At 49.9% G+C, this 14,122-nt stretch carries 9 protein-coding genes and 1 pseudogene; 4 read left to right on the plus strand and 6 right to left on the minus strand.

All coding sequences use genetic code 11. From position 1 onward, the window contains the following. Positions 1–39: 39 nt before the first annotated feature. On the plus strand, positions 40–549 hold the full coding sequence (locus tag EL645_RS32150) for a hypothetical protein (protein WP_126556556.1): 510 nt from the start codon (positions 40–42) through the stop codon (positions 547–549). Between the two features lie 15 nt (positions 550–564). On the opposite strand, the gene EL645_RS32155 is transcribed toward EL645_RS32150, so the two are convergent. Next, the gene (locus tag EL645_RS32155) at positions 565–1,953 is read right to left on the minus strand and encodes a flavin monoamine oxidase family protein (RefSeq protein ID WP_161977867.1); all 1,389 of its coding nucleotides are present in this window, start codon (positions 1,951–1,953) and stop codon (positions 565–567) included. A gap of 271 nt (positions 1,954–2,224) precedes the next feature. Further along, complete coding sequence (locus EL645_RS32160; RefSeq protein ID WP_126557753.1) at positions 2,225–2,728, minus strand: pyridoxamine 5'-phosphate oxidase family protein; 504 nt, start codon at positions 2,726–2,728, stop codon at positions 2,225–2,227. Positions 2,729–3,078: 350 nt separating this feature from the next. Between EL645_RS32160 and EL645_RS32165 the strand changes: the two are divergent. Further along, positions 3,079–4,248, plus strand: a pseudogene (locus EL645_RS32165) (RNA-guided endonuclease InsQ/TnpB family protein); the annotation flags it as partial. A gap of 173 nt (positions 4,249–4,421) precedes the next feature. Here EL645_RS32165 and EL645_RS32170 read toward each other — a convergent pair. After that, on the minus strand, positions 4,422–5,717 hold the full coding sequence (locus tag EL645_RS32170) for a WD40 repeat domain-containing protein (RefSeq protein WP_126556558.1): 1,296 nt from the start codon (positions 5,715–5,717) through the stop codon (positions 4,422–4,424). A gap of 134 nt (positions 5,718–5,851) precedes the next feature. Next, positions 5,852–7,957: an ArnT family glycosyltransferase gene (locus tag EL645_RS32175; protein WP_161977868.1), complete on the minus strand. Its 2,106-nt coding sequence runs from the start codon at positions 7,955–7,957 to the stop codon at positions 5,852–5,854. Positions 7,958–8,767: 810 nt separating this feature from the next. Here EL645_RS32175 and EL645_RS32180 point away from each other — a divergent pair. Both EL645_RS32180 and EL645_RS32185 read left to right on the plus strand, forming a co-directional pair. After that, entirely contained in the window at positions 8,768–10,672 is a 1,905-nt protein-coding gene (locus EL645_RS32180) for a glycosyltransferase family protein (RefSeq protein WP_136625328.1), read from the plus strand. 462 nt (positions 10,673–11,134) lie between these two features. Then, the gene (locus tag EL645_RS32185) at positions 11,135–12,055 is read left to right on the plus strand and encodes a hypothetical protein (RefSeq protein ID WP_126556561.1); all 921 of its coding nucleotides are present in this window, start codon (positions 11,135–11,137) and stop codon (positions 12,053–12,055) included. A 139-nt stretch (positions 12,056–12,194) separates the two neighbouring features. On the opposite strand, the gene EL645_RS32190 is transcribed toward EL645_RS32185, so the two are convergent. Then, positions 12,195–12,746 (minus strand): GNAT family N-acetyltransferase, encoded by a 552-nt coding sequence (locus EL645_RS32190; protein ID WP_126556562.1) that lies wholly within the window; start codon positions 12,744–12,746, stop codon positions 12,195–12,197. Between the two features lie 38 nt (positions 12,747–12,784). Beyond that, entirely contained in the window at positions 12,785–13,651 is an 867-nt protein-coding gene (locus tag EL645_RS32195; protein ID WP_161977869.1) for an aminoglycoside phosphotransferase family protein, read from the minus strand. Positions 13,652–14,122: the final 471 nt, after the last annotated feature.

Here is a 14,122-nt window from a genome sequence, read left to right on the forward strand (position 1 = left end):
ACATGCAACCTTGTTGCCAGGAGGTAAAAGGGAAATGCCATGCCAAAGAAAGTGAATCTATGCCCTGTTTCTGTACTTACTGCTGGCATCACTGGCCTGATTTTTGCGCTCGTTTTCGGCTTGCCGTTATATATCTACTGTGCGCTCTGGTTTGGATGGATATTTCCGACGCAGGGCCCTACCATGGATCTCGGTATCTTGCTAGTGGTGCTCTTCCTCTTTCTGGCAGTCCTGGCCTTTTTATGTTTTGGTTTTTGGCGCGTGGGGCTCTTCACAGCAAAGAAAACGGGGGATATGAATATAGGAACGATAGCAGGTCTATGGATGAGCATGGTTGCTATTGGTATGCTGTGGCTTGTGCGCATAGTGGGCACCCAACTCGGTACCCCAATGAGTAGGGTGCCAGGGAACGCGGTCCGTGGGCAGGCATTGTTTGGAAGTATCTATTTTTTCGCGCCCTTCATTATTTTTTTTGCTGGCTTTTTGCTTGGCTTGATGGCAGGAATGATAGGTGCGAACAGAGCTGATCTCCCGCCGGAAGAAGTGTAATATGTGCTCATGTGTTCAGTGAACGTCAGCGAGGATCTCGGCGGCAGCGCGTTCGCCTGACTGCACTGCTCCATCCATGTAGCCATTCCAAACGGTCGCAGTCTCAGTTCCAGCCCAGTGGATACGATCCACGGGTTTACGGAGTTCTTCGCCACAACTGGTCCATGCGCCTGGTGGCAGGTAGCCAACATAACCACCACGAATAAATGGCTCCTCGATCCAGGACTGCTCCAGGTATTCTTTTGGCTGGCCGGCTTGTGGGCCAAAGAAACGGCTGAAACAGTTCAATAGCTCCGCGCGTCGTTCTTCGGCACTTCTTGTGCTCCACAGTAACGCTTTATCTCCGTGGACAAAGCCCACAAGCACGCCTTGCTTGCCATCTTCGGGGGAATTATCAAGCACCGCACTCAGTGCCCCGGGTGTACCAATAGCCAGACCTGAGAGCCCTTCCTCGCGCCAGAAAGGCCGATCATAGATACAATGTACTTTGATCACTGCCGCCATCGGAAACTGCTGTGTCAGGTGATCTCTGCGGCCCGGCAAAGCCGGTTGATACCACAAACGACCGGCCAGGGTAGGGGCAAGTGCGACGATGGCATGATGCGCCTTGACGATCAACCGATCACTGTGAATCTCAACCCCTTGCGGCTGCTGTATAACAGTGCGCACGGGTTGATTGAGCAAAACACGCATGCCTAACTCACCAGCGAGCGCCAGCGCTACCTGTTGTGCTCCTCTCCGGAAACGCCGATCCTGTGCTCCCCCGGTGGTGGCGAGCAATGTCTGTACGCCGCCACTGGAATGAATGTAAAACAGGACATGCAGCAGAGAAAGACTCTGTGGCGCAGCCGAAAAGACGTTTTCAAACAGAAAGGCCGTCAACCATTCACGTGCGATAAGAGAGGTGACCGTCGCAGATAGCCAACTCGCGGCCGTTTGCCCATCCCACAAAGCAGCTTGCTCCGCCAGCCAGGGGGAATCTAAAGGCACCTGCAAAGCCATCTCGTCAAGCTGCTGGATGGCCTGGTTGATCTCTTGAGTTGACGCAGGATCGACCGTAGGAATCAAACCAGGATAGAGAAACCGCTGTCCCTGATGGTAGCCAACCGTTTGACCCGTATCGTAAGAAGGGAAGGTCGCAATGCCAAACTCAGCGGCAAGCCGAACAATGTTGATCTGAGTTGGCCCTATCCACTGTCCTCCCATATCAATAGGGACGCCAGAAACACTTTGTACAGTATAGGTACGCCCGCCAACGCGATCTGTGGCTTCCAAAACCAGCACATCTTTGCCATGAGCAGTAAGCTTTCGAGCCGCGCTCAGCCCTGCCAATCCCCCGCCAATAATGACCACATCCGTTTGACGCGTTTCTTTTTGGGAACCATTGTCTCGAAGGATCGCCATGGTCGTCTTTTCTCCTCTTCTACTTTCCAGAGAGAGTTGGGAGCCCATACCCACATAGGAAAGAGCTCAATAACAATGAGCTCTCGTCCCACATCAGCGTTGTCTGGATCGATCTGTTCAAACAGATGAGTAGAATATTTGTATACCCTCCCCATCCGCGCAAACCGATTCGTATTCTATAGTAGGGATGCAAGCACGACAATTATAGATCGTTGGCCTCCGTGTATTAACAAAACGTTTTGTGAAACCGCTTAAACTTATAGCAATAAATTCAGAACTGATAACGTGTATGGCTGAAGTTACCCTTGGCGAACGCAAGGATCTTGATGGGCGCTACCGAAAACACGAGGGCCATCCCACCACTTTTATGGTAAAAACCTCCATCGCGCGCCTCAAATTGCCATTGTCCGTCCCATTTGGTGGTCCATGCCTCGGCGAGGCGCTCAAGCATATCATTATCAGTGATTTGGACGGCATCACCCTCGACCACAACATCTAGCCCTGCTTGCCATTGGTTGCAGCCGGTCGTCAGAATCACGTGCGGATTCTCACGCAGGTTCATAGCCTTCTGCTCGCTAGCGCCGGTAGAGAAGTGGATGGCCCCATCAAGCCACACAGCAACCAGTGGAGAGACGTGTGGTCGACCATCAGCCCGGACCGTCGAGATCCAGAATAGCTCGGCCGTTTCGAGCACCCGGCGCGTCTCGTTCCATGGCGTGGCAACGGCATCTGGATCGCTGAAGCGGGGATCAATTTTCGTAACTGGTTCGTTCATCAATGGCGTCCCTTTCGATTGTTCAGTGATGGGGAAAGGCAGTAACACCGGCCGGCTCTTTCCCATCAGTCTCGTGCTTCATTTTGATGAAAGCGTATCACGCGGAACTCAAAAAAACTTCTTCTCTCTTGCTCATCTTGCCATCTCGGTACTGCCGGCATACCGCTGGCGACCTTCGAGAAGTGGGCGTATAAGCATCGCGATAAAATCGTCATGGATTAGTGGGTGGCCTGGGGGCTTGTAAAGTCTGTATGGAAAAGAGCAGACATGTCGTGGGGCTTGACAGCCAAGAAAATATGTTCTAATATACGTTGCATGACAGGCTCTTGATGTGTCCAGGGGGAGAGGGGATGATTCGAGCACATAAAATCCGTTTGCATCCAACAGCGGAACAACAGGCCTATTTCGCCAGAGCGGCTGGCGTCAGCCGTTTTTGCTGGAATTGGGCGCTGGCTGAGTGGAAGCGGCAGGTTGAAGCGGGCGACACTCCCACTGCCTTGAAACTCAAGAAACAGTTCAATGCGATCAGGCGTGTGCAGTTTCCCTGGACCTGGGAGGTGACCAAAAACGCCTCCGATCAGCCCTTTCTTGATCTGGGCAAGGCCTTTACTGCTTTCTTTGAAGGCCTCAAGACGGGCAAACGCACCGGCTCTCCCCGCTTCAAAAGCAAAAAGCGCAGTAAAGCGAGCTTTTATCTGGCCAATGATCAACTGGAACTAGGCGATCATCGCGTCTGGGTGCCCAAGCTCGGATGGGTCAATATGGCGGAGAATCTGCGTTTCCACGGAAAAATTATGGGGGCGCGCATGAGCAAAACCGCTGATTGGTAGTTCATCAGCATCACGGTCGAGATTCCCCAGGAGCCATCTTTCAAGCGAGCAGCAGCCGACGTCGATGCCGACGGCTTGAACCGACTGGTCACGTTAAGTACCGCAGAGGGATACGAGAACCAAGCATTCCTTAAAGCGTCGCTCCACAAGCTCCGTCAGGCCAACAAACGGCTGCACCGTCGTGTTCAAGGTTCCAAGAATCGTGAGAAAGCGCGTCGGCAGGTGGCACGACTGCATTACCGCATCACCTGTTTGCGCCAGGATCTGTTGCACAAAGTGAGCACCCATCTCGCAACCTGTTATGGGATCATCGGGATCGAAGACCTCAACCTCAAAGGGATGCTCAAGAATCGCTGCCTGGCCCGCTCGTTATCCGACGCAGCGCTTGGGACGTTGTTGTCACTGCTCACCAGCAAGGTGGAGCAGCGTGGTGGACAGGTGGTGAAGGTGGGGCGCTTCTTTCCGTCGTCAAAAACCTGTCATGGGTGTGGGTGGAGATGGGAGGACATGGACCTGTCGGATCGTCTGTTTGTCTGTCAAAATGCGGACTGTGCCTATCATCACGTTCCCCAGGATCGTGATCATAATGCCAGTTTGAATATCTTAGACGAAGCCCTTCGCTTGATCGGGCTCATGGATCAAGCCGTCGGCGGCACTGGCTCGGACGAAGACGCAAAATTGGCTGTGGACTTGATGGAAGACCAAAAAAGCTTCGGCTTTGAGGCGATTGAGGATGAAGCAGCAACAACAAAAGGTGTAGGGCTATGCTTGCATACGTTTTACTACATTAATTGGAGCAGGTATATAGGTCCAGGTTCGCTTACTCATACAGATCCTTCTTTTCATTTAAAGTATAAATATGTCTATCTATAGAAGCCTCCTGAGGCGAGGACCTTCTCGGGGATACGCCAGACATGAACAGTCCCATCATCGCTGGCCGAGGCCACAAACGGTACGGGCGTGTAGACATAAGATGCATTATCATGCGGCTTTACCACCGCGAGTGAGCGAATGGGCCCCTTATGACCAGTATACGTGTAGAGCAGTTTGCCAGTGTCAAAGCGCCAGAGCTGTACGCTATGGTCCTGTCCGCCTGAGATAATCAGCCCTTTGTAAGCTACCACAGTATAGACGCTGCCTTTGTGGCCGCGATAGGTAAGTGTGGGCGAGGCAGAAGGCCGGTTGCTCGTGGCAGACCAGACACGGACAGTGCCATCATCGCTAGCCGAGGCAAAGATGTTATTCTCATCGATCCATGTGAGGGCATTGATCGCGCCAGTATGTCCCTCATAGGTCGCAGGAGTAGGAGAGGCTTTCTTGTCCACAAAGATCTCCCAATTATGAATAGTATGGTCATCCCCGGCCAACAACACACGATCTGGGGAGGAGGAGAGAAGTGCTCTAACACCACCATGCCTGGTATAGGTTGCTGTGGTCTTCCCGCTCTCGGCATCCCAGACCTGCACAGTGCCATCCTCAGCGCCAGAAATGATCACATTCACGGGAGAGGTCCTGCTGGTGATATATGGATCTGGCCAGGCCAGGGAGCGCACCCTCCCCTGTTGTCCCATGTGGCCCGCATCTTGCTCGTCCCGTAACGCATTCCAGACCCAGACCTTGCCATCCCCATCACCAGCCGAGGTAATATAGGTGCTCTGTACGTTCCAGGCGAGCGCAGTTACCGGAGAGGTATGGCCGACAAAGGTATAGCGCAGGGCCCCGTTGGTAGCTTGCCAGACCTGTACCGTCTTATCTGCGCTACCTGAAGCAAGGTAGTGACCATCAGGCGACCAGGACACCGTCGTAACGGCGGCGCTATGTCCCCGATAAATGTAATCGGCACCCGGCGTGGCAATGGGTATGATGTGTACTGCCGGCAACCCATAATATCGGGGAGTGGTAAGCCAGATGTAGCCTCTAAGCGCGGCAATGGCCGCCAGGGCAAGAGAGCCAACGCCCAGCCCTTGCAACATGCGGCGGCGCGATATCTTAGTTCCACGTCCTGCTTGAGGGACTGGGGATGGTGGTTTTGTTTTCGCAAGTGGTTCGCTGCTCACGCCACCCGCTGCACTCAGCGACACGTGACAGGCGTGGCAGACCTCATCTGTTGAGGCATTCTCAGCCCCGCAGTGGAGACAATAGCATACGTGTTGATTCATGTGCTTGCCTTCCTGCACTAGAAACCGCCTCGCGCCGCTTGTAGGGTGGCATGAAGAGGAGTCATTTCAGCGCAAAAATAGTTTCTTTTAAGACGCAAAAGCTACCTTGACATGCACCCTGCTGCCCAGACCATCTACTTACCTTTTTTAGGGCTGGCCAAACTAGCCGTAGGTATAGCAAGGGCATTCTTCCCAGCGGGCGTCGTGAGTTGCCTGACAGGTGTGTCGATATCTTCAAAGGTCAGAAACTTTAAGGGACCCACCTGAAAAGTGTACGGCTGGACCTGATAGGATGCTGCCTGTATATCCATCGTTGAGGCAAGTCCAGCACCTTTGGATGATACCTGCGCTGCTTTCTTTTGTTGAAAAGGCACCAGAATCTGATCTCCTGCATGCAGAGCCGAAAAAGCACATTCCTGCTTTACATTCTGACCATCAATGCTCTGGGTCAGAGTGTAAGAATAAACAGTACGATAATCTGGCTGAGCGGAACGCAGTAGAGTCCACTGGCTCACCTGCCATGAGCTTTGTTTATATTGAACCAGTCCCCCCGCCATACCCAGCCATTGCAAATCCTGACCAAGCCTATTCGTTGAGGCGGACGGGGCAGCTTTTGTATTGATAATGTAGAGTCGAAAAGGCGACCCACCAGCACGAGCAGGTTTGCTGACCAGAGTAGCAGTAGTAAAGCGCTGCACCAACGTGTCAGCAAAAGAGGGATAAGGGCCCATCAGCAGTACCGCCGGACCCGCGTTAGAAGCCGGCAGGGCAGCACAACCATTATCCTGAAATAACGTAACAGGTGTATGCATCTGAGTGCTTAAAAAGCCCAGTGCGGACTGGGTCGGCCAATCGGCTGAGATATAGACGCGGCTAATATGGTTTTCGAGAGCAAGCTGGTCGGCAGCAGTGACAGCGTTGCGCAACGAACGCAGATCATTATAGAAGTTATTGACCGGAGCACCATCACTATAGTGGCCTTGATCAAGATCCAGCACGCCAGCGGTGGTCCCAATGCATTGCGCAAGCACAATCAATAAGATCAGGGTATAAAGCCCGTAGGTCACAGTATGCTTAAGCACACGCGAGCTGCGCGCCTCAAACCAGATGATCACTTGTCTGATGAAGATGCCCAACAGGATAAAAGGACCGGGCATAAAAAAGATAATATAGTGCAGATAGAGCTGCATCGAGTGGCGCATAAGATACAGCAGGGGAACAATTTGCCATGCCAGCAGTACAAGCAGAGCGCAACGATAAGGTGAGCCCCGTAATTGATTCCAATAAAACAGAGCCTTGCCCCATAAGCCTGTCCGACTTTCTTGCCCGGCAGTTCCTCGGCTAGCGGGCTTAAACGCCAGCACCAGGAGAGCGACCATACTGATAACAATAAGTAGCTCCAACAGGATACTCGACCAGCTCAGATAAGGGGAAAGTTGCCAGAGCAGCGATGGTTGTCCAATGAATGGCACCACCCGCCAGTGCAAGGGATACTGTTCTGACAGCAGCTTATAGGGATTGAGGAAGGCTTGATAGAACTGCAAAGCCTCCATATCCAGCACAGTCTTTTTAGGTGCATGCAAATACGCAATTATATCGCTAAAGTGGATCTTAACCTCATTGGCGAAATAGGGAAAGTAAAGGAGGAATAAAGCCAATCCCCCAAAGAGATAATCGCGTTTACGAATCGTACCTGGAGCAAATATGTATGCCAGGGCCAGAGGTACCAGTAAGAGTATAGTGCTGGCATGCAGTTGTACGAGTATTCCCAGCAGAATGAGGGCAGATAAAAACCAGCCCTTCTTACGGTCAATGATCCCACTGAAAAGCGCCATAAAGAAGAGCACAATAAAAAAGGGCAGAAAATTCTGATCCCACATAAAACGCGAGTAAACAACGGCGCGAAAGAGGGTAGCATAACTGAGCGCAGCGATGGTCGCAGCCACCCGACCATAATAACGGCGGACAAAAAGATATGTTAATAGCACTGAGACCACCATTAAAAACGCCGTCATGAAAACGCCCGCTAACGGATCACTGCTGACAGCCGCCGGGATCATCAACAAATAGATTGTAGCTGGTGGATTAATAATGCCGATTGATGCTCTATTAGTCGTAGCAGGGATCAATCCATGCGTAACAGCATAACGGGCCATATGAAAGATAACGCCTTGATCATCGTCAAATTCAGTCGTATTCAACTGGTAGAAGCGCAGGAAGGCTGCAACAATGACAATCAAGTACATTTCCCACGAGATAAGTACAGACCGCAAGGCAAGATGACGCTTCAAATACTTTCCACTATCAGGGACAGATGCAACTCTTTCTGAGGATGAGGCAGTACTCATCAAATAACTATCCTCCTAAATTCATGCCTGTTTATCACTGGGCCTGGCAATACGCCAAAGAGCAAGGCTGGGTCGGACTGCCATCGCGAGAAAGAGCCCACTTCATCCAGAGCTATCGCCACCTCATCGAGCAAAGCTAGCACGCCGATCACCCGCGCTAACCGCAGTGCTCGTTGTTGGCCTCTTCTCTCTTTTTTTCAATGCGCCTGCATAGTTATTAATTGGTTTAAATTAATACATAGCGATGTTATGCTTAAAACTAGAGGCGACCCAATTATAACATTCCACTTTTTAATGGACAACTTTACATGACTACACTCTCAGGGCTTTTTACTTTTCCTCTTGGGCGCCTACGGCGCCGGGTTGGGAGTGCGGAGTGTGTGGTGGGTGGCCGCGGCCGCCCACCACACACTACACACCTGAAATAATGGACTCCTTATCTTTTGCTGGTAATACCCATGTTTGCAAGAGGCAGGAGGCCGCGGCCACCCACCACACACTCCGCACTTGAAATAATGTACATCTTAAACTATCCAAAAGTATTGTTTTTATTGACATAATCACATCTATAAATTAGACTAACTTTGCTGTTGCTATATTTATTTAGGCCAGAGCAATAATAAATTCAAAACAGTATTTCATACGTCAAAAAATCTATATTTCACTATTTAAACACAATGAGTACCAGGAGATTAAGTACAGATGGGTATGAAATCTGCTACTGTGACGCTAGACCCTGCGCAAAAAACAAGCTCTTCGCTGCGAAACTTCAGCGCAAAGTTCTCCCTCTCACAAATATGGATACATACTCCCTTATTGATATGTCTGCTGTGCACCTTGATTATACGGGTGTGGTTCATTATCCATAATCATGGAGTAGTTGAAGGTGATGAAGCCCTGGTGGGTATTCAAGCAGAACATATTTTACGTGGAGAACATCCAATTTATTTCTATGGGCAGCCCTACATGGGCAGCTTAGAAGCTTACTTGATTGCTGCTCTTTTCGCTCTCTTCGGCGCATCTGTATGGACCCTGCGTACCGAGCCTATTTTACTCTCGCTCATTGTAGTCTGGCTCACCTGGAAATTAGCCGGAGCGCTGGCTGATAGCGCGCATTTAGCTCCCCGGGCGAAACAATGGTTCATGACAATTGCCGCACTGTGCGCAACATTTCCGCCCCTTTATGATCTGGTGATAGAACTTCGTACCTATGGCGGATACATCGAAACATTTATAGTAATGCTATGGCTACTTTTTTCAGCATTACGCTTAACACAGCGCTGGCATGCAGGTGCGTCTTATAAAGAACTTGCATTACGCTGGGCCGGCATAGGTTTTCTGATCGGCCTGGGCTTTTGGATCTACCCCCTTATTGTCATAGCAGTTCTGGCCGCCATAATCTGGATAGCTGGATACTGCCTGCTAGAAATAGTGGCACGCTACCGAAAAAAGAGTACAGCCGCGCAAAATAGCTCCATCTTCATGGGCCTCCTGCTCGCCGTCAGTGCTATTCCAGGAGCTTTGATCGGGTTCGCGCCGGGCCTCTACTGGGGAGCTAAACATAACTGGGAAAACATTACTTATATTTTGGGCAGTAGCGGAACAAAAACTGGCGATCGCCTGACGACCATTCACCAGTTGGAACATCTTTATCGCACATGTTCTTCACTGCGCGTCATTGGTGGAGCATTACCAACCGGTGGCAATGTAACCATTGCTCAGCCACACTTAATGACGCCAGCGTTGATTGCCGGTGTTTTTTGCCTGTTTATGGCCGTAATAGGGATCGCGCTCTCATTGCTCTGGCCCCAGCCGGTCCTGGTATATATACGTCAACTCGCGACCCTGCCCTTGATCTTTGGAGCTTGCGCTGCTTTTATTTTCTGCGCTTCTAGCGCTCCAATCGTTGGCATTGGAGGGCAATGTGGGCCTATCGATGGAGCGGGACGCTATTCAACACCTTTGATGCTGATTCTCCCTTTCTTGTACGCAACCGCATTAACCACAATTATGCTTTTACTGCAAGGAGTTAACCGGCAACCAGACTATCAGGGAAATCAAACACAGCCAGCTATGGTTGTGCGTCCACGATACTCGCTTCTAATACAGGTGGGAATTGCGATTGTGCTATTTCTATTCCTGAGCACACAGGTCTATGCATACACACAGGCAAATACGAATGACACGTTACAAACATCTGGTTGTGTCAGTGCTCCTGTCAATGATGACCCGATTATCTCTTATATGCAGCAGCAACATATCCATTATGCATGGGGCAATGGCTGGGTAGGAAATCTCATTGTCTTTAAAACCAACGCTGCGATCCTGGTCATTGATCCACGCACCGTCGCCGGTCACAGTATAGTGCGCATCCCTGCCTACGCCAATGCCGTCAAACAGGCGAAACAGGCCAGCGTACTCCTACTGGCGGAACATAATGATGTTCATCCAGCATTATTAAAGACTTTCGACCAACAAAAGATAAAGTACAATGTCAAACGGTTCTACTCAGAACCCGGTGTTGACATCCTCGTAGTCACCCCTCTGAACCGTACCGTCTCACCAGCAGACGCAAATATGCTAGGCGTCAAGTTCAGAAAATGCTAAGTACGGTTCTCAGCATGAGATTGTGGGCCGAAGAAAGTACGGCCCACAATCTCTCATCTCATTTCTACTGAGTTGCTCAATTCTAACTGTTGCGCTTTTCCCTCGATTTGTCACACAAATACCTGCAACCTTATAATCCCCTACTGAACATTTATACTTCAGCTTCCATCTTTCCCTTATATAAGTGAGATATCTTATATAACGAAAGCATATTTCTTATGTAATAAGCACGTCTTCTTTCTATAATCTCATATTATCACTTAAAAATACAAGGCTATTTATATATGATAGACCAGCATCTGAAGCGATATCGCTATCCCATTACGCCAGAATGAAGCTCGAAATAAGTGAATTGCAATCTCTATAGGGTATGCTCTCCTCAACAGCGGAAAGAAAGCATTGAGATAGTGACAGCTCAATAACCGTTGGTGCCTTTCGTTAAGTCATACAGAGGAGGTTTGCATGAAGAAACGAGCACTCTCAGTCCTCGTATTATCGATGCTCATGTTAGCATTTCTTGCTGCCGTGCCATTGAACGCATCCGCAGCAACGCCTTCAGCCGCATCCCAGTTGGCAAAACATCACAAGGTTCATTTTTTTATGCGCGGCAATAAACACAAAGATTTGGGAGCCAGGCAATTTGCTGGCGGCAACAACCTGAACTACGGCGGTGGCCCCGTGATGGGGGGAACCACAAACGTCTTCGCTATTTTCTGGGAGCCGACAGGTAACGTCTCTTCCACATATCAAGGCTTGATCCAGCGCTACTTCGGCGACGTCAACGGTTCAGGATTGTACAACAACAACACCCAGTATACGGACTCAGCGGGCAATGTTCCCAGCAACACACAGTTCGCAGGCTCCTGGACCGACAACACAGCTTATCCCGAAAGCCCATTGCTGGATAGCGATATCCAGAACGAAGTCAGTCGTGCTCAGAGTGCCAATGGTTGGAGCTCCAGCATAGATAACATATTTTTTGTCTTTACCGAAGCTGGTCAGGATCTCTGCTTTGATAGTTCGCAGTCCCAGTGTGCTTCCAATGCCTTCTGCGCCTATCACAGTTATTTTGGATCTAACACCATCTACGCGGCAATGCCCTACGCAGCCAGCTTTAGCTGCAATGGCGGACAAGGACCAAATGGGGACCAGGCCGCCGATGAGACCATCAATGTGACCTCACATGAGCAGATGGAGGCGGCCACCGACCCCTTGCTCAACGCGTGGACCGATAGCAGCGGTCAGGAGATCGGCGACAAGTGCGCATGGAACTTTGGTAGTGTGAACTCTGATGGTTCCAATGTCAACTTCAACGGCGATCCTTATCTGCTCCAGCAAGAGTGGGACAACAACATTGGCGGTTGCACGCTTACCGGACCCTAACCTTCAGCCCAGATCTTAAGGAACACCTGTGTATGAAGCGGTCATTTCTTCCATTAGCGTGAAGAAATGACCGCTTTAACATGAATAGTCGAACTATAAGCATACTTAGCCTTCATTGCATTACGCCTGTTCAATTCGCTTAAGGCGAACGGTTAGCCGCCCACTCGGGGTACAGGATGGCCATAATAATCTTGTCATGATAGGCACCATCACGGTAACATGCTTGATGCAAGATCCCTTCTTGCTGGAACCCGGCTTTCGTGTACGCTTTCACACCACCAATGTTCGGCGCTGAAACGGTAAGCATGATCCGATGTAGATTCAAACTCGCAAATCCATAGTCGACCATCAAGCGTGTCACTTCTGTTCCATAGCCTTTTCCCCAACTGCTTTTTGCGCCCAGAAAAATGTAGTATTCACTAGAACGATTGATATGACTTATTGAAGTAATCCCTGCATATCCAAGTAACGGGCCAGCTTCTTTTTCTACAACGCCAAGGGTGAGTGACTCTCTATCCTGGATAGTCCGTTTCAGCCACAGTTCCGTTTCATACTTCGACCAGGGGAACAACCATGTTCCCATTGAATATTTTGTTACCTCCCGGTCAGCAAACCAGGCCCAGAACACCTCCAGATCATCCATCTCAAGCGGACGAAGAAGCACGTTCTCCCCTGCTATAAATACCTTCATCCCTGATACTACTCCTCATGTATTGCATTTAATATAAGTTATTGCGTTAAAGCCTGCAAGGAAGTTTGAAGAGCTGTGATATTTCTGTCGGCTAATTCTTCGAAGCCTCTCTCTAGTAACCATGGTATTTCGCCGAGCTGACGCAAAAGGCGGTAGAGGGAGAGTATTTGTTTTGTTTCTTCATTGTTCTCAAGTCGGCTATATCCTTCCAGGAGTAAATCAGCCAGTTCATGGTCCCACAGTGTGGCGACGGCGATATCCATCAGGGGATCTCCTGGTTGAGCGTCAGCGAAGTCGAGAAAAGCAAGAACCTGTTCGGTTTGAGGATCAACCAGGATATGTACAGGCTGGAGATCACCATGCAACAGCACAACAGGTCGCTGTACCAGAAGAGGTTGAAGTGCCTCACAATATTTTTGGAAGGCCATGATATGCCTGTGAGCAAGCACACCTAATCTTTTCACTTTTTCGGCCTCCAAATTGCTCCACCAGGAGATGAACGCGTCCCACCGCTGTTGTCCACCTGAGAAGGGTGGCTGAGCACCAAGATTATGGACACGCTGAAGATACATACCTGCAGATTGCGCGGCCAATGGATAGAGTGAAGACAATGGGTAACCTTTTACATATTTCATCGCAAGAACACCAGGCTGGCCAGCAGCAAAGCCAAGTATTTCGGGAATCGGGACACCGATGACCGCGACCTTTTGAGCAATATTATACTCATACCGAAGAGTCTTCTCCTCCATATATACTTTTAAAATGATACCTTCCTTTTCAGCCAGGAAGATGGCGCGGTCAGGCTGAAGGTACAGAGATTGTAAAGTCTCTTCTGATTGGTTGATACGGCCAAGTGTTCTTTTTGCTGCGAAGATAAGTTCTTGATTGCTAATTTCTTTATTCATTGGCATCATTTTCCCTGTTTCTATGAGCAAAACGACAAAGGCAAATGCTCAATCCATCCCATCATTGCCAGAAAGCACAGGTCAAGGCAATAGTAAGTTCTTCTCATTATGTTTTTTCTTCATAGACTCTATTCTACCTGAAAAGCAGGAAAAAGTGCGGGATCAAACTGAATATACAGGGCTATTTCATGTTTCTCTTTGGCGCCTGCGGCGCCGGGTTGTGGGTGTGGAGTGTGTGGAGCGGGCGGCTGCGGCCGCCCACTCCACACACTCCACACCTGAAAGATATACATTCTCTGGACGAACATGAAATAGCCCTGCTGAATATATCCTTGCTATAATAGTGGTAAATGACAGGTCAGATGGTAGAATACCTGGCGATACACGATGTGAGCACAGGCAGAGACATGGATGGGCAACGCACACTCCATCTGGTATACTTTTCCTGAGCATTATAAATTATATCTTTCT

The organism is Dictyobacter kobayashii (assembly GCF_003967555.1).
Taxonomy (GTDB): Bacteria; Chloroflexota; Ktedonobacteria; order Ktedonobacterales; family Ktedonobacteraceae; genus Dictyobacter; species Dictyobacter kobayashii.

Excerpts from the sequence above, each read along its gene's own strand:
- EL645_RS32150 (WP_126556556.1), top strand. The coding sequence starts at position 40 with ATGCCAAAGAAAGTGAATCTATGCCCTGTTTCTGTACTTACTGCTGGC.
- EL645_RS32160 (WP_126557753.1), bottom strand. The coding sequence starts at position 2,728 with ATGAACGAACCAGTTACGAAAATTGATCCCCGCTTCAGCGATCCAGAT.
- EL645_RS32155 (WP_161977867.1), bottom strand. The coding sequence starts at position 1,953 with ATGGCGATCCTTCGAGACAATGGTTCCCAAAAAGAAACGCGTCAAACG.
- EL645_RS32185 (WP_126556561.1), top strand. The coding sequence starts at position 11,135 with ATGAAGAAACGAGCACTCTCAGTCCTCGTATTATCGATGCTCATGTTA.
- EL645_RS32180 (WP_136625328.1), top strand. The coding sequence starts at position 8,768 with ATGGGTATGAAATCTGCTACTGTGACGCTAGACCCTGCGCAAAAAACA.
- EL645_RS32195 (WP_161977869.1), bottom strand. The coding sequence starts at position 13,651 with ATGAATAAAGAAATTAGCAATCAAGAACTTATCTTCGCAGCAAAAAGA.
- EL645_RS32170 (WP_126556558.1), bottom strand. The coding sequence starts at position 5,717 with ATGAATCAACACGTATGCTATTGTCTCCACTGCGGGGCTGAGAATGCC.
- EL645_RS32190 (WP_126556562.1), bottom strand. The coding sequence starts at position 12,746 with ATGAAGGTATTTATAGCAGGGGAGAACGTGCTTCTTCGTCCGCTTGAG.